This is a genomic window from Rhodococcus qingshengii JCM 15477 (assembly GCF_023221595.1).
GTDB classification, from domain to species: domain Bacteria; phylum Actinomycetota; class Actinomycetes; order Mycobacteriales; family Mycobacteriaceae; genus Rhodococcus_F; species Rhodococcus_F qingshengii.
Map to the genome: position 1 here is coordinate 5,514,998 of NZ_CP096563.1, position 14,275 is coordinate 5,529,272.

At 62.3% G+C, this 14,275-nt stretch carries 16 protein-coding genes; 8 read left to right on the top strand and 8 right to left on the bottom strand.

The features are described 5' to 3' along the window. Position 1: 1 nt before the first annotated feature. Both M0639_RS25310 and M0639_RS25315 read right to left on the bottom strand, forming a co-directional pair. Positions 2-502 (bottom strand): DUF2617 family protein, encoded by a 501-nt coding sequence (locus M0639_RS25310; protein ID WP_064074244.1) that lies wholly within the window; start codon positions 500-502, stop codon positions 2-4. Next, on the bottom strand, positions 499-1,131 hold the full coding sequence (locus tag M0639_RS25315) for a DUF4178 domain-containing protein (protein ID WP_050654601.1): 633 nt from the start codon (positions 1,129-1,131) through the stop codon (positions 499-501). The genes M0639_RS25310 and M0639_RS25315 overlap by 4 nt, the downstream gene beginning before the upstream one ends. Positions 1,132-1,302: 171 nt before the next feature. Between M0639_RS25315 and M0639_RS25320 the strand changes: the two genes are divergently transcribed. Both M0639_RS25320 and M0639_RS25325 read left to right on the top strand, forming a co-directional pair. Next, entirely contained in the window at positions 1,303-2,616 is a 1,314-nt protein-coding gene (locus M0639_RS25320; protein ID WP_064074243.1) for a YhgE/Pip domain-containing protein, read from the top strand. Between the two features lie 99 nt (positions 2,617-2,715). Further along, complete coding sequence (locus M0639_RS25325) at positions 2,716-4,092, top strand: NAD-dependent succinate-semialdehyde dehydrogenase (RefSeq protein ID WP_064074242.1); 1,377 nt, start codon at positions 2,716-2,718, stop codon at positions 4,090-4,092. Between the two features lie 118 nt (positions 4,093-4,210). Here M0639_RS25325 and M0639_RS25330 read toward each other — a convergent pair whose 3' ends face one another. Then, positions 4,211-4,489, bottom strand: coding sequence for a hypothetical protein (locus tag M0639_RS25330; RefSeq protein ID WP_054188399.1), 279 nt, complete (start codon positions 4,487-4,489; stop codon positions 4,211-4,213). Positions 4,490-4,538: 49 nt separating this feature from the next. Here M0639_RS25330 and M0639_RS25335 point away from each other — a divergent pair, with 49 nt between their 5' ends. After that, positions 4,539-4,982, top strand: coding sequence for a hypothetical protein (locus M0639_RS25335; protein WP_064074241.1), 444 nt, complete (start codon positions 4,539-4,541; stop codon positions 4,980-4,982). A 4-nt stretch (positions 4,983-4,986) separates the two neighbouring features. Here M0639_RS25335 and M0639_RS25340 read toward each other — a convergent pair whose 3' ends face one another. Further along, positions 4,987-5,820 (bottom strand): alpha/beta fold hydrolase, encoded by an 834-nt coding sequence (locus tag M0639_RS25340; protein ID WP_064074240.1) that lies wholly within the window; start codon positions 5,818-5,820, stop codon positions 4,987-4,989. Between the two features lie 74 nt (positions 5,821-5,894). Here M0639_RS25340 and M0639_RS25345 point away from each other — a divergent pair, with 74 nt between their 5' ends. From M0639_RS25345 to M0639_RS25365, 5 genes are all read left to right on the top strand, one after another. Beyond that, complete coding sequence (locus M0639_RS25345) at positions 5,895-6,374, top strand: MarR family winged helix-turn-helix transcriptional regulator (protein ID WP_082893164.1); 480 nt, start codon at positions 5,895-5,897, stop codon at positions 6,372-6,374. After that, entirely contained in the window at positions 6,371-7,003 is a 633-nt protein-coding gene (locus tag M0639_RS25350) for a 5-oxoprolinase subunit B family protein (RefSeq protein ID WP_064074239.1), read from the top strand. The genes M0639_RS25345 and M0639_RS25350 overlap by 4 nt, the downstream gene beginning before the upstream one ends. After that, a complete protein-coding gene (locus M0639_RS25355) occupies positions 7,000-7,863 on the top strand; it encodes a 5-oxoprolinase subunit C family protein (protein WP_064074238.1) in 864 nt (287 codons plus the stop codon). The genes M0639_RS25350 and M0639_RS25355 overlap by 4 nt, the downstream gene beginning before the upstream one ends. Before the next feature lie 46 nt (positions 7,864-7,909). Continuing rightward, a complete protein-coding gene (locus M0639_RS25360; RefSeq protein ID WP_064074237.1) occupies positions 7,910-9,460 on the top strand; it encodes a bifunctional 3'-5' exonuclease/DNA polymerase in 1,551 nt (516 codons plus the stop codon). Positions 9,461-9,562: 102 nt separating this feature from the next. Further along, positions 9,563-11,788 (top strand): MMPL family transporter, encoded by a 2,226-nt coding sequence (locus M0639_RS25365; RefSeq protein WP_064074236.1) that lies wholly within the window; start codon positions 9,563-9,565, stop codon positions 11,786-11,788. 4 nt (positions 11,789-11,792) lie between these two features. Here M0639_RS25365 and M0639_RS25370 read toward each other — a convergent pair whose 3' ends face one another. The 4 genes from M0639_RS25370 to M0639_RS25385 are packed head-to-tail and all read right to left on the bottom strand — an operon-like array spanning position 11,793 to position 14,272. Then, positions 11,793-12,638, bottom strand: a complete 846-nt coding sequence (locus M0639_RS25370; protein WP_064074235.1) for a DNA-3-methyladenine glycosylase family protein — start codon at positions 12,636-12,638, stop codon at positions 11,793-11,795. After that, entirely contained in the window at positions 12,635-13,234 is a 600-nt protein-coding gene (locus M0639_RS25375; protein ID WP_007729599.1) for a methylated-DNA--[protein]-cysteine S-methyltransferase, read from the bottom strand. The genes M0639_RS25370 and M0639_RS25375 overlap by 4 nt, the downstream gene beginning before the upstream one ends. After that, entirely contained in the window at positions 13,231-13,785 is a 555-nt protein-coding gene (locus tag M0639_RS25380; protein ID WP_080961251.1) for an RNA polymerase sigma factor, read from the bottom strand. Before M0639_RS25380 ends, M0639_RS25375 begins: the two co-directional genes overlap by 4 nt. Next, positions 13,772-14,272, bottom strand: coding sequence for a methylated-DNA--[protein]-cysteine S-methyltransferase (locus tag M0639_RS25385; RefSeq protein ID WP_003940613.1), 501 nt, complete (start codon positions 14,270-14,272; stop codon positions 13,772-13,774). The genes M0639_RS25380 and M0639_RS25385 overlap by 14 nt, the downstream gene beginning before the upstream one ends. Between the last annotated feature and the right edge of the window lie 3 nt (positions 14,273-14,275).

The following is a 14,275-nucleotide window of genomic DNA, read 5'->3' on the forward strand; positions in this document are numbered from 1 at the left end:
CTCACGGGCGCCACCTACTGCGCGTCTTCACGATCACTCCTGTCCCCTCCCCCGGGTACAAATGCCAACTCTGCCAACTCCACCCCTGGCGGTCTCGCACGCCACGCAACGCGGTCAACGCTGTGTCGTCGCCGGGAAAGGATCCGCAGATCCAACCGTCCTGGCCGGCGGACTCTCTCAACGATGCAGCTTCCGAATCGAATTCGACTCGGTCCAGGATCAGCGAGGAAGACTCGAACCGGTAGTTTTCCGTGGACTCCACTGCCGGCAAGGGTTCACCGCCGGCGGCAAGAGCATCGCACGAAACCTGCTCGGTCAGTTCCTTTCCCGACGCCCAGGCCGTCACCACGTGCGAAGCCCCGAGCACTCCGAGTGTCAGCGTCGCGTCGGAAGTTCCGATCACCAACTCGGCGAGGGTCGGTGGCGCAGGAACTCCCAGTACCAACCCCAGTGCCGAGGCATCCACGTCGGTCGGCTCCACGTCGAGTAGATACAGGCTCATTCCGGGGGGCCCGAGTGGATGACAGTGAGTTCGCTGCGAGTGACCGCCCGTCCCGTGGAAACCTCCCACGACTGTCCGCGCGCCCACTTCTCGAATGCAATCAGGCCGGTCTTGTCTGCGGTCGCATAGTCCGCGTATTCCATCGAGCCGGAAGGGGCCGTACCCGTCGTACCCTCGGCCGTGAACTTCGCCGTTCCACTTTCGATCTTGCGGTGAACCTTGTCGTCGAGAATGACGTCGCCGTTCGGGACCAGGTTGGTTCCTTCTCGACGCATCCAGAGAGTCATCTCCAATTCGCCCTCGTCGTCCTCGACCGTCAACCAACGACGACCGGTCGAACCGTCGAGAAGGTGCTCACGCCAGATGTACCCCTCTTCGTCGAGCGTGATGGTCCCTCGAACAACATGGTCGATACCCGCGTACGTGATGATGTCGCCGACCCCGATCTTGTGGGGGTCGTACACCTCGGGATAGTCGGCGAGCGGGTCGACGCGAGCATTCGGCTTGCCCTGGCGTCCACGCAGGACCACAAACACGACGGCAGCGATCACTACGAGTATCAGGACAACTATCAGCACGTTGGTCAACGGTTTCTCCGAAATCGTCTCGGCAGGGTTGCCGCGGGCCATACCCTACCGATCCGTTCTCAGCCTTTTCGGATGAGACTGCCGGCAATCCGGCCTGTCGCCGACCGGACAGGTCTCCAGCGCCGCGGGCAGATCGAAAGACTGCCCCGGCGCACCTTTGCGTTTACGCTCAGCCCGAGGAACTCCGCGCGAACGAAAGCCGGTCGACTGACGATGAGCAAGAACACGGAGCCGTCTGCCCGCACCGTCATGCACACACCACGATTCTGGTTGACACCATTGATAGTGGTCACCCTCTTGATGTCTGCGCTGGCAGCGTTGTACATGGGCGGAATACTCGACCCCAAGAAACACCTGGACCAGTTCCCGATCGCCCTGGTCAACCAGGACGAGGGCGACACCCTCCCCGGTGGCGACCCCGCCGACCGCAAGAACTTCGGAAACGACATCGTCGCCGGCCTCGAAAGCGGAATCGACCACCAGAAGATCGACCTGCAGCAGATCGGTATCGCCGAAGCCCAATCGCGGTTGAACTCCGGCACGCTGTACGGCGCGATCGTGATTCCCAGTGATTTCACGAAGAGGACGATCATCCTGGCGGAGGCCAGCGTCGTCGCCGGTGAGGTAGAGCAACCGATCATCACGATCTACACCAATCCTCGCGCCGGTTCCGTCTCGGCATCGCTGGTCCAGTCGATCGGAACCACAGCCCTCGCCTCGGTCAACAAGAACATGGGCGAGCAACTCACCGCCCTTGTCACCGCGCAGTTGGAAGCGGGAGGCACCGGAACCCAGATCTCCGGAGCGAGCCGCCTGCTGCTCGAAAACCCGGTGAACGTACTCACGGTTGCCCACGATCCGCTTCCCGACGGAACCGGATTCGGTTTGGTGGCATTCTATTTCGCGCTGCTGTTGGTCCTTGCGGGATTCACCGGAGCAACCGTGGTCAATTCCTTGGTGGACGGCATGCTCGGATACGCGCCTACCGAATTCGGTCCACTCTTCGTTCAGAACGACGTTGTGGGTATCAACAGGTTTCGAACGCTGCTCGTCAAATGGGCATTCATGATCGTGTTGTCCGGCATAGTCTCCGCGTTGTTCCAGTGGATCAGTCGCGCCCTCGGAATGCCGGTCACTCACGGGCTTGCATTGTGGGAGTACGGCGCGCTGGTCATCACAGCGGTGGGCATCACGGCGATGTCGGTGATGGCCGCGTTCGGCTCGTTGGGCATGTTGATCAACCTGTTCGTGTTCGTCATTCTCGCGCTGCCCTCGTCCGGTGGCACCATCCCCCTCGAAGCCAGCCCCAGGTTGTATGCCTGGCTGGCGCAATTCGAGCCGATGCACCAGATCTACATGGGCACGCGATCGATCCTGTTCTTCGGCGCACGCGGTGAGGCAGGCCTGCTGCATGCCGTCTGGATGACGTTGGTGGGTCTACTGATCGGCGTCGTACTCGGCATCGTGACCACCCGTTTCTATGACCGCAAGGGCTACGGGCGCACCCATCGTCCCAAGGTGGCGTGACATGGTACCCAGCCGGGATTTGATCGAAACCTGTTGAGCCGATTCAATGTGATTGCGCGTTTCGGGAATCTTCGAGCCCCTTCCGCACGTTGTACAACTATGGCTAATTACAAAACAGTCAATCCCGCGACAGGTGAAACCGTCAGGGAATTCGATACTTTGGATGACGCCGGAGTTGAAGCCGCACTTGCGAACACGCATCGCGGCTACTTGACCTGGCGCAACAGTGCGCCACAGCAGCGTGCGGCAGTCCTGAGCAAGACCGCCGAACTGTACACAGAGCGCGCAGACGAACTGGCCCGAACGATCTCCTTGGAGATGGGTAAGCCGGTCCGCGAGGCCAAGGGCGAAGTACAACTCTCGGCCGCGATCTATCAGTGGTATGCAGACCACGGTCCGGCACTGCTCGAGGAAGAACGACTCGACGTTCCCGGGGCCGAGGAGTCGGTTGTGTACCGGCGACCGATCGGCGCTCTCATCGGCGTCATGCCGTGGAACTTCCCGTACTACCAAGTCGCCCGCTTCGCGGCACCGAATCTGATGCTCGGTAACACGATCATTCTCAAGCACGCATCGAACTGTCCGCAGTCGGCGCTGCTGATGGAAGAGATTCTGCGACAAGCCGGATTGCCGGACGACGCCTACGTCAACGTCTTCGCGACCAACGAGCAGATCGCGGACATGATCGCCGATCCCCGAGTTCAAGGTGTGTCACTGACCGGCAGCGAACGCGCCGGAACCAGCGTCGCCGAAACTGCCGGACGCAATCTCAAGAAGGTCGTCCTCGAACTCGGCGGATCAGACGTGTTCATCGTCCTCGATTCCGACGACATGGATGCCACCGTCAAGTCCGCAACCAAGGCACGTCTGTCCAATGCCGGCCAGGCCTGCAACGCGGCCAAGCGTTTCATCGTCACCGAAGATTTCTACGACGACTTCACCAACAAGTTGGCGACGTCCTTCGAATCCGTCACTGCCGGTGACCCGTTGGACGAATCCACAGTCTTGGGTCCGCTCTCTTCGCAGAGCGCGGCAGATACTCTGATCGAGCAGATCGACGACGCTGTGTCCAAGGGTGCCACGCTGCTGACCGGTGGAAAGAAGATCGACGGCCCGGGCGCCTACGTTCAACCGACATTGCTCGCAGACGTGACACCGGACATGCGGGCCTACAGCGAAGAACTGTTCGGACCTGCCGGAGTCGTCTACAAGGTCAAGTCGGCCAGCGAGGCTGTGGAACTTGCCAATTCGTCGGTCTACGGCCTGAGCGGATCCGTCTGGAGCAGCGATCTCGATTCCGCCCGGTCGGTCGCTGCAGATCTCGACGTGGGAATGGCGTTCGTCAACGAGCACGGAACGACGTTGCCCGGTCTGCCCTTCGGCGGAGTCAAGCGCTCCGGAGTCGGCCGCGAGCTGGGTCCGTGGGGAATGGACGAGTTCGTCAACAAGAAGCTGCTCCGCGTCTCGAAGAAGTAGTTCGACACAGAAGTAGCTCGACACAGAAGTAGCTCGGCGCAAAGGAAGGCCCTGACCTCGATGGAGGTCGGGGCCTTTCCTCATAACCCACGGACCAGCAAGCGGGTCCGCTGCCTGGTCACTCGCTTGCCAGAGTGACGCTCCCACGAGTGAGGCTCCACCCGAACCTCGTCGCGATGACAGCTGACAGCCAGCCCATCAGCGCACCCACCAGTGGAGCAGCGACGGCGGTGTAGATCGCCTCGTTGGAAACACCAACCGACACGGCGGAGTCACCGACGAAGGCGAAATCGGTTCGGGAGGCGAAGGACGCCCACTCGATCAGGCCGGAGACAACAATAATCAGGAACCCCAGCAGGAAGCCGAAGCCGGCCAGCAGAACGTGAAGTGCGCGCATCCGGTCAGTCTGCCTGTAACACCCACCCAGATAAAACCGACCTGCTGGTATGACACTTTCACGTATCGCTCGCACTTCCGTGATCGCCGCCGCCCTCTGCGCGGGCGCAGCCATCTGTTCCGCGACGTCAGCTTCCGCGGACGTAGTCGACGTCACGATCCTTCCGGGTCTCAGCAGCGGGCCGACGACGCCGTACGGAGCGGGCTGCACGTATCTGGTGGTTGCCAGGACAGCAGCGTTGAACGAGCCGAACGTCTCGATTGTCGACATGAACCGGGCGTCGACCATGTTCCCGCAGGAACTGATCTGGGACACCGTCAATCCCTACTTCACCTTGCCGGTCGTACTCGGCCACGCCGTCACGCTGTGGACTCCGACTGCACCGGGCGAACACTCTCTGATGGCCTACCAGACGTCCGCGGGCGGGCCGGTCACAACGGTCGATGTCAATCCGGCGACACCGATCGGTCCGGGGTGCGTCGTCGCACCCTGATCCGCTAGCCCTCCAAGAAGTCGACGAGCACCCGGTTGATTTCATCGGCGGGAACCATCGGAATGCTGTGATGCGAAGAATCTTTCAGCACCTCGACACGCGCTGCGGGAACCCTCTCCCGCACTGACTTCGACACGATTTCCGCATCATGCACCCGTCCGTCTTGTGCGAGGACCACCAGCAACTCGACATCCAGTGCGCTCAAGGCCTCCTTCGAAGGACGTCGAGGCACTACGAGATCGGGTCGCGGTAGATCCGAAGTGCCCACTTCCACAAGAGACAGCCAGTCGGAGTCGATACTCAACTCGCCTGTCTCCCATTCCAACAGTCGCCGTCGGCGTGCTCGCGACGGGGAGAGCAACAGCGGAAGCGCACGCAGAAGGTAGCCCGCCTTCATGCCGGAGAAACTCGAATTAGGGTCGAGCAGAACAAGTTTGCCGAGACGATCAGGTCGATGCAGCGCAAAGGCCAACGCAATCATCGCGCCGTAGGAATGTCCGATCACATCGACGGTGTCGGCCCCGGTGCAATCGACTATCGAGTCCATCCACTCGATCAGATCGTCGACGGACTTCATCCGATCACCATTCGGAATGCTGAGTCCGGCATCACCCAGCGTGTCGACGGCAAAAACACGCCGGGATTTCGACAGCGCCCCAACATTGTCGAACCACACCGTCGAAGTGGCACCTCCCCCAGGCAGAAGGATCAACGGCCGCGAGTCTGCAGGTCCACAGACGTTCACGTGAGTGCTACCGAACCGCCCCGCGAGATCCACACCCAGCGGTTTCTGCGGCCATTTGGTCAGTACAGCGTCGTATGCGCGATTGAAGTCCATCCCCCACCCCCATTTCTCTCGATTATCGAGATAGTAGACAATCGAGAGACAACACACCAGGGCTGGAGGCATCCTTGAGCGTCGGCGATGCAGAAGACGAAGCGATGGCGATCGTCCACTCGCTTCGCGCACTTACCGTCGACTTGAACGTGGCGGTTTCCGGCTTTGCGAACAAGTACAAAATGCACTCCACCGACGTGCGCGCGTTGATCTGCCTTCTCGATGCCGAGCGCTCGGACACACCGGCGACACCAGGCTGGCTCGGCGCACAGCTGGGTATCAACTCGGCGTCGGTGACCGCGCTCGTCGACCGGATGGTCAAAGCGGGCCACGTAGCTCGGGAGCGAGACTCAGCAGACCGCAGGCGGGTGCTCTTGCAGGTCACACCAACCGCAGCCGCACTCGGCGAGAGTTACTTCGGCCCACTCATTTCACGGGCGGTGAGCACCCTCGGCAATTACACCGCCACAGAGCGAGCCACCATCGCGAGTTTCATCGCCGCGATGCGAACGGACGTGGAGCGGACTCGAGTCGATAGGGAGCCCTCCCTGTGACTCGCATACTTCCCGCGGGAGAAGGCGCATTGCTCGTGGACTTCGATTCCGAAGCTGGCGTTCTCGCGTTCACCGAAGCACTGACGCGTAACACCCCGGTCGGGGTCGAAGACTTCCTCCCCGCAGCTCGCACGGTCCTGGTCACGTGCACCCCGGCGGCAGATCTCACGTACGTCCGGAAGCGCTTGAACGATCTCGAGCAGACCGATTCTGCCGCGACCACAGACGAGCATTCCGAGACGGATGCACTCACCATCGCCGTCAGGTACGACGGGCCCGACCTCGACGACGTCGCACAGTCACTTGGTATGAGCCGATCCGAGGTGGTTGCGGCCCACACCGGGGCAATGTGGCGTTGCGCCTTCATCGGATTCGCACCCGGCTTCGCCTACCTGACTTCAGGCGACACTCGGCTCGACGTTCCGCGTCGAACGCAATCACGAACCGCTGTGCCTGCCGGTTCCGTCGCCCTGGCCGCTGGATACAGCGCGGTCTACCCGCGGGCATCGCCGGGTGGCTGGCAGATCATCGGGAGCACCGATGCCGTGATGTGGGATCTGAACGCCACACCACCGGCCACCGTTCAGCCCGGCAGACGCGTGCGCTTCGTGAACGAGGAACAACGATGAACGGCCTCGAGATACTCGACACCGGGCCGCTGAGCCTGATCCAGGACCTCGGACGGATAGGTCATCTTCGCTCGGGTGTCGGGGTTTCCGGTGCGGCGGACAGGCGATCTCTCAGGCTTGGCAATCGGCTCGTCGGCAACAACGAGGGCGCAGCCGGTGTCGAGGTCCTCCTGGGTGGGCTGAGTCTTCGGGCGCAGCAACCGACAACGATCGCGTTCACCGGTGCGCCTGCACAGGCCTACCGCGACGGCATTCCGGTCGGGCATTCGAGCGTGATCGATCTGCGGGCTGGGCAGACCGTCCGCCTGGACTACGCACCGAGTGGACTGCGGACGTATCTGACCGTCCGAGGCGGCATTGTGGTTCCCGAGATCCTGGGATCGCGCAGCACCGACACGATGTCCGGGATCGGTCCGGCGCCTCTCGAGCCTGGTGTTTTTCTCCCGATCGGGCCATCGCCGACCACGTTCTCAGCCGTCGACCTCGCACCGGTGCCGCCGATGGCAAACGAGACTCTCGCCATTCGAGTGGTGTTCGGTCCTCGCGCAGATCGATTCACCAACCCCGAAACACTCCTCCAGGGCCGATGGGCGATCTCGACCGACTCGGACCGAATCGGCGCACGCGTCGATCGCGTCGGCGCCGACGAACTACTTCGAAGAACAGACGACACCGAACTGCCCACCGAAGGCGTGGCACTCGGATCGATCCAGGTCCCACCCAGCGGCCAACCTGTCGTGTTCCTCGCCGATCACCCCATCACCGGCGGCTATCCGGTGGTGGGAGTGGTCGCGGACGCAGATATCGACCGACTCGGCCAAGCCCGCCCGGGTCAACACATCCGGTTCGTCAGGGCCTGAGCACGCCGAGCGATAGCGTGTCGGACCCAGCCGTCACACTGATGTCGTGCGAGTTGTCCTGGTCCCCGGTAGTACGACGTCCACGGGAGCTGTGACGGCAACTGTCCTACGGACCGATCCCGCTGGAACGCCGCTCGCCGATCCCGTCGAATACCCCGACCTGATCGCAGCGGTACGCACCATCGAGGAAGCCGAGCACCCGCGGTGGGTGTGGCCGAGTACGGCGACCGTGTACCCACCTCTACTGCGGGCAGGCGTACGGGTTCAGCGGTGCCACGACATCTCCCTGACCCGCGCGATACTCGGAATGCGCGCCGGCAAACCGTCACCGCCCGCCGAGGAGTTCGACGACGATCGACTCGGACTCTTCGACACTGCACCCGTTCTCGATCCCCTCGCCGTCGTCACCGAATTCGCCGAGCAGCGCGCAACCATCGGCGCGGACGCTCGACTGGACTTGTTGATCGCAGCAGAATCGGCCGGCGCTCTCAGCGCCGCCGAGATGACGCACACGGGCCTTCCGTTCTCGACGCAGAAGCATCGCGAACTCCTCGAAGAACGGCTGGGGCCGCGGCCGACGGGATACGACCTCCCCGCTCGTATGCAGGAACTTGCCGCACAGATCAGTGAGGTCTTCGGGCGCACCGTCAATCCTTCGTCTTCGGTGGAGATCACCGAGGCGTTCGGTCGTCAGGGCATCGAACTTCCGTCGACGCGCAAGTGGTTTCTGCAGGAGATCGATCATCCGGCTGTGCCGCTACTCCTTCGTCATCGCGAACTCGCCAAGCTGTACAGCACCAACGGGTGGCAGTGGATGGACAGTTGGGTGCGGGGAGATCGATTCCGTCCGATCTACGTTCCTGGTGGTGTCGTGTCCGGCAGGTGGGCGAGTCGAGGCGGCGGGGCCCTCCAGATTCCGAAGACCATGCGCTCGAGCGTCGTCGCCGATCCGGGCCACGTGTTCGTCGTCGCCGACGCCGGTCAGCTCGAGCCCCGAATTCTGGCCGCCATGTCCGGCGACCGCCGCATGATGGCCGCCGCCGGCGACGACGATCTGTACGCACTTGTCGGTGCAGAAGCCTTCGGCGGGGATCGCGCAAAAGCCAAGGTCGCAATCCTCGGAGTCCTGTACGGGGCGACGGCGGGTGAAGCCAAAGCACTGCTCGTCTTGTTGCGGAAGCGATTCCCGGTCGCCGTCGAGTACGTCGAGCAAGCTGCCAAGGCAGGTGAGCGCGGCGAGGTGGTGAAGTCACTGCTCGGCCGGGCCTGTCCCCCACCGTCTCCCGACTTCTACTCCCACGGCGACGCTCATGCCCGCGGTCGTTTCACGCGAAACTTCGTCGTTCAGGCCACTGCGTCCGAGTGGGCGTTGTGCCTGCTCGCCGACCTCAGGCGCCGCCTCGCCGAAGATCCGGACGGCGAGTTGGTCTTCTTCCAGCACGACGAAGTGGTCGTGCATACCCGAAACCCCGAGTCAGGTGCCGCCCACGTGCTGGCCGCCGCGGCTTCGGCAACTCGATTGTTGTTCGGCGACACAGTCGTTCGTTTTCCTATGGACGTCGCAGCCCGCGAGACTTACGGCAAAGGCACTTCGTAGCGTCGTCAATTCCACTCCAAGTGGTTCCACCACGCCCGTATTGCGTGTTCTACTGGAAAACGTTGCTTTGTTGGTGCTGGTCGACTGTGTTCGAGGAGAACCATGACCAAGCTGGATACAACTGATGCAGAACGGAACGAGCGCGGAACGGTCAAACGCCTTCGCGTGCCGATCTTCACCGTGATCGCGCTTGCAATCTTTGCCTTCGTCGCAGGCGGATTCGGCGGTTCTTTCCAGGGCAAACTCGCCGAGGTTCAGAAGAACGACAACGCCTCGTACCTGCCGAGTTCCGCAGAATCGACGATCGTCAGCAATCAATCCGCGAACTTCCTCGCAGTCGAGACGATCCCTGGTTTTGTTCTGTTCCATCGAGATTCGGCCCTCACCGAGGCGGACAAATCTGCAATCAACTCGGCGTACGGCGCCATTGCCGGCATCTCCGGGGTAGACGCCGACGGAATGCAACCCACTCAGTACTCCGCCGACGGCACAACTGCGTCGATCTTCGTGCCACTCGTCGCCAAGGACGGAGACACATCCGTGGCAGGCGATGTCCTAGCGACCACCGAGCAGAACGTCATCGACGCAGCAAAACAAGCAGCTGGTGATGTCGAGGTACTCCCAGCCGGGCCAGGTGGGCTACTCGTTGCGTTCATCGACGCCTTTGCCGGTCTGGACGGAGCGCTCCTTGGCGCGGCACTCCTGGTCGTGATCCTCATCCTGCTTGTCGTGTACCGATCGCCGGTGTTGTGGTTCTTCCCGCTGTTCTCCGCGCTCCTCGCCATCGGCTTGTCGTCGATGGTGATCTATTTCCTCGCGAAAGCCGAATTACTCACTCTGACCGGACAATCTCAAGGCATCCTTTTCGTGTTGGTGATCGGTGCCGGTACCGACTACGCCCTACTCTTGATCTCTCGCTATCGCGAAGAACTGCACACGTATCCCAACCGCTTCGACGCGATGATCAAGGCCTGGCGCGAGTCTGCGCCGGCCATCACCGCTTCGGCTGTCACCGTGATTCTCGGTCTGCTTTGCCTGACGTTCTCTCAACTCAACTCCAACAAGAGCCTCGGACCCGTCGCCGCCATCGGGATCGCCTGCACCTATCTGGTGATGATGACGTTCATGCCGGTCGCTCTGGCCGCCACCGGACGGTGGGTCTTCTGGCCGCGCAAGCCCAAGGTCGATCACGCCGCAGACCTTACGACGCACGGGATGTGGGGCAAGATCGCCGAGGCCGTCGGTAGCAAGGACCGCCCACTGTGGATCGGCGCCACAGTGTTGTTGATCATCCTGTTCGCGGCCGGGATCGGCAGTCTCAAAACCGATGGCCTGACATCCACCGAAAGCTTCACCAATCGTCCCGACGCCGTTGTCGGACAAGAACTCTACGACTCGAAGTTCGATCCCGGAGCCGGCGCACCGGCCGTGATCACCGCAAACGCCGACCAGGCCGACGCCGTCATCAAAGCAGCCAGCGGCGTCGAAGGTATCTCGCAGGATCCCGGCGCCGTCTGCACCCAGGTGGACGTCGCGAAGGTCAGCGATTTGATCAAGACCAACCCCGCTGCCGTCGCACAAGCCGCCGCTGCGGGTTGCGCCCCTGCGGCTTTCACCGTTGCACCGATCGACGGCCGAACCATGATCAATGCAACCCTCGCCGACTCCTACGATTCGCCGCAGGCACTCGAAACTGTCAAGCGACTGCGGACTGCCGTCCACGACGTGCCCGGCGCCGACGCGCTCGTCGGCGGCAGCACGGCCACCACCCTTGATGTCCAGGCGGCCTCGGTCCGCGACAGAAACCTGATCATCCCGATCGTGCTGGTGGTGATCTTCCTGGTTCTGGCCGCTTTGCTCCGTGCTCTGCTGATCCCGGTGATTCTCATTGTCACCGTGGTGCTTTCCTTCGCCGCGACCCTCGGTGTGAGCGGATTCTTCTTCACACACGTATTCGGGTTCGCCGGGGCGGATCAATCGTTCCCGCTGTTCGCCTTCGTCTTCCTCGTCGCGCTGGGTATCGACTACAACATCTTCCTGATGACCAGAGTCCGGGAGGAGACCGGAGAATTCGGCACCCGTGCAGGTGTACTGCGCGGTCTTGCGGTGACGGGCGGCGTGATCACGTCAGCCGGAATCGTCTTGGCCGCAACGTTTGCCGTACTGGGAATCCTGCCACTGGTCTTCCTCGCCGAGATCGGATTTGCCGTGGCCTTCGGCGTGCTGCTCGATACGATCATCGTGCGCAGCGTCCTGGTGCCGGCACTCTCTCACGACATCGGGAAACGTATTTGGTGGCCGTCCGAACTGGCCCGCGCGAAAGACTGACCGACTACAGAAACGCTTCCTTGGTCCACAGATGAAAGAGCGCGTAGGCTCGCCAGGGTCGCCAGCGCTCGGACAACGCTGTGGCTTCTTTGGCCGTCGAGACCCCCAGCGCACGTTTCAACACCAGATCATCGGGTACGAATGCGTCGCGATCACCGAGAATCCGGACGGTGAGATAGTCAGCGGTCCACGGTCCGATTCCCTTTAGCGCCAACAGCTCTCGACGAAATTGGACAGGATCCGCATTCCAGGAGAGATCGAGGCCGTTCGCTGCCGCAGTTGCCAGCGTGTGCACTGTTCTTGCGCGCGCTGTGGTCAATCCGACGGCTTTCTGTATGCCCTCGGTTGATTGCGCTGCAACCATGTCCGGATCAGGGAAGGCAAGAAAATCCCCTTGCACTGGCGCTCCGAATGCGCTGACAAAACGACCACCGAACGTCCTCGCCGCGCCGAGCGAAACCTGTTGTCCCAGAACGGTGAGCACTGCGGTCTCGAACCCGTCCACCGAACCGAGCACACGCAATCCTGGACGGGCGGCAACAAGTGGGGCCAACAACTCATCACTACCGAACGCCGCTTCGGCAGCAGTGTGATCGGCGTCGAGGTCGAGCCAACGGCGCACGATCACCTCCAGAACTGCGGAATCCGTTACCGGCACATCGGAATCCACGACGACACCGTCGTCGGTCCACGACACCGACACGACAACGGGTCCGGAAGGCAACGGTACGACTCTGGTGTGAACACCGTCGTCGTGACGCTCGAGGCCTGCGACGCAGTGAGCCCGCAGGGCACCGGTGAGCGGTTCGACTGCATAGGGCGCCTGAAAGCGCAGCGTCACTGCGCTCACCGGCCGGCTTCCAGATCCAGCAGAATCGCTTTCAGTTCGGGGCCACCCGCGTACTGCCCGAGGCTGCCGTCGCTGCGCACCACCCGGTGACACGGGACCACCAACGGCAGCGGGTTCTTTGCACATGCGGTCCCTACGGCACGCACCGCACGTGGGCTTCCCGACGCTGCCGCGACCACCGAATAGCTTGCAGTGTGGCCGTATTCGATCTCGGGAAGATGACGCAACACTTCGCGTCGAAACCCTTTCGCGAGTTGGAAATCCAAGCGCAGATCGAATTCTCGACGCGCACCGGCAAAGTACTCGTCCAACTCGCGAGCGACAGTGTCCAGCCTGCGCGGGTAATGAAGCACACGAGGGCTGACGGTGTCCGCCAATCGTTCCAGAACGAGGTCGTGCCCTTCGACGGCAAAGGCAACCCGCACCAGGCCGACATCAGTTGCCGCCAGCAGCAGCTTTCCGACCGGCGAATCGACGGTTCGATATGCCACGTCGATCAATTCGGCTTCGGACGCCTGCGCAGCCAGGCGCGCCCGTAGGCGGATCATGGCGTCGGCGTCAACGGCTGGAAGTGCCTCGAACACATCGTTACTCATGAGTGACTCCCTTCCGCAGCGGTAGCGGACAAGTAGGTTCTTCGTAGGGTGGCGATACCGTCCGCACCCGCGCGTCTGGCGGCTGCCGGCGTGTTGCCGAGGATGTCCGCGATCTCTGCGTACGGCAGCCCACCCAGAAAGTGATAGGCGACCGCCGCACGTTGTTTGAGTGGTAGTTGTTCGAGTGCGTCCCAGAGTTCGTGATCCCACGTGCCCGGCACGCCGATTCGCGTCGGCAACTCCGGAACGTCGTCTGTCGGCACCGCCACGCGGGCACGCACTCGGGTGATGTCGATCGCCTTGCGGTGCGCGATGGTGACCAGCCAGGCTTCGATGTTCGCGTCCGGGTTCAGATCCGGGTATGCCCGCATCGCCGCGATGAACGTCTCGGACCACGCGTCCTCGGCGTCGACGGGCCCGACCACCGCGCGGCAGACACGGAGGACCACTGCACCGTATTCGGTCACGACGTCTTCGAACGGTTTGAGTGTCACGACCGGTAGACGTTCCCGATCACCGAATTGTGAGCCGAGCGCATCAGAAGAGGACATCCGATTCGCCGCCGTGCTCGCGGTCGAGCAGGAACCGCTTACGTTCGAGGCCGCCGGCGAAACCGGTCAGACTTCCGTCGCTACCGACCACGCGATGACAGGGAACGATGATGCTGATCGGATTCTTGCCGTTTGCCGCGGCGGCAGCACGGATCGCAAGCGGGTTACCCAAAGTTTGCGCGAGCTCCATGTAGGTCCAGGTTTCGCCGTACGGGATCGTTCGCAAGGTGTCCCACACCCGCTTCTGGAACTCGGTACCCACGGGCGCCAGCGGCACGGAGAACTCCGTGCGATCACCCTCGAAGTACTCGGTGAGCTGCGATTCGACTTCACCGAAGACCGCCGAGGAACGATCACCGAACGTGGACTCGTCCGGCTTGTGGCGATGCTCCGCCATGTACAGACCGCAGAGGTCGTCACCTGCTGCTACCAGCGTCAACGCTCCGATCGGCGAGTCGATCACAGTGTGCGTACGGATAGCCGTCATGTC

What these genes read in the sequence shown, in the direction of transcription:
- M0639_RS25335 (WP_064074241.1), top strand. Translation starts at nt 4,539, where the DNA reads ATGACACTTTCACGTATCGCTCGCACTTCCGTGATCGCCGCCGCCCTC.
- M0639_RS25320 (WP_064074243.1), top strand. Translation starts at nt 1,303, where the DNA reads ATGAGCAAGAACACGGAGCCGTCTGCCCGCACCGTCATGCACACACCA.
- M0639_RS25315 (WP_050654601.1), bottom strand. Translation starts at nt 1,131, where the DNA reads ATGGCCCGCGGCAACCCTGCCGAGACGATTTCGGAGAAACCGTTGACC.
- M0639_RS25330 (WP_054188399.1), bottom strand. Translation starts at nt 4,489, where the DNA reads ATGCGCGCACTTCACGTTCTGCTGGCCGGCTTCGGCTTCCTGCTGGGG.
- M0639_RS25325 (WP_064074242.1), top strand. Translation starts at nt 2,716, where the DNA reads ATGGCTAATTACAAAACAGTCAATCCCGCGACAGGTGAAACCGTCAGG.
- M0639_RS25365 (WP_064074236.1), top strand. Translation starts at nt 9,563, where the DNA reads ATGACCAAGCTGGATACAACTGATGCAGAACGGAACGAGCGCGGAACG.
- M0639_RS25385 (WP_003940613.1), bottom strand. Translation starts at nt 14,272, where the DNA reads ATGACGGCTATCCGTACGCACACTGTGATCGACTCGCCGATCGGAGCG.
- M0639_RS25380 (WP_080961251.1), bottom strand. Translation starts at nt 13,785, where the DNA reads ATGTCCTCTTCTGATGCGCTCGGCTCACAATTCGGTGATCGGGAACGT.
- M0639_RS25340 (WP_064074240.1), bottom strand. Translation starts at nt 5,820, where the DNA reads ATGGACTTCAATCGCGCATACGACGCTGTACTGACCAAATGGCCGCAG.
- M0639_RS25375 (WP_007729599.1), bottom strand. Translation starts at nt 13,234, where the DNA reads ATGAGTAACGATGTGTTCGAGGCACTTCCAGCCGTTGACGCCGACGCC.
- M0639_RS25355 (WP_064074238.1), top strand. Translation starts at nt 7,000, where the DNA reads ATGAACGGCCTCGAGATACTCGACACCGGGCCGCTGAGCCTGATCCAG.
- M0639_RS25310 (WP_064074244.1), bottom strand. Translation starts at nt 502, where the DNA reads ATGAGCCTGTATCTACTCGACGTGGAGCCGACCGACGTGGATGCCTCG.